This is a genomic window from Pseudomonas sp. SIMBA_067, assembly GCF_046534675.1.
Classification (GTDB): Bacteria; Pseudomonadota; Gammaproteobacteria; order Pseudomonadales; family Pseudomonadaceae; genus Aquipseudomonas; species Aquipseudomonas putida.
This window is the reverse complement of the sequence record NZ_JAWRYH010000305.1, coordinates 1-279: the sequence shown is the minus strand read 5'-3', so window position 1 is coordinate 279 and position 279 is coordinate 1. Positions and strand designations below refer to the sequence as shown.

1 protein-coding gene is annotated in these 279 nt (G+C 67.4%); it reads left to right on the top strand.

Features of this window, described 5'->3' with window-relative positions; translation table 11 throughout:
- Positions 1-64: 64 nt before the first annotated feature.
- A partial coding sequence (locus SB765_RS29200; RefSeq protein WP_410932428.1) for a spore coat protein U domain-containing protein occupies positions 65-279 on the top strand: 215 nt, incomplete at its 3' end.

The following is a 279-nucleotide window of genomic DNA, read 5'->3' as shown; positions in this document are numbered from 1 at the left end:
CATGGGCGTGGGCAACACCAGCCCCAGCACCGCGGCAAGGGCCCTGGGCGCGGGCGCCTTGCGCATGAATTACAACCTATACACGGACAGCGGCCACACTCAGGTGTGGAGCACTGCGGGCACGACGGCGCCGACCTCGGTGCTGCTGAGCGGGCCCGCGCTGGGGGGCAACGCGTCGGCGACGTTTTCCTATTATGCCAAGCTGCCCGGCGGCCAGAACATGGTCTCGACCGTCGGCAACGCCAATACGCTCTACAGCGAGAGCTACACCACCACCGG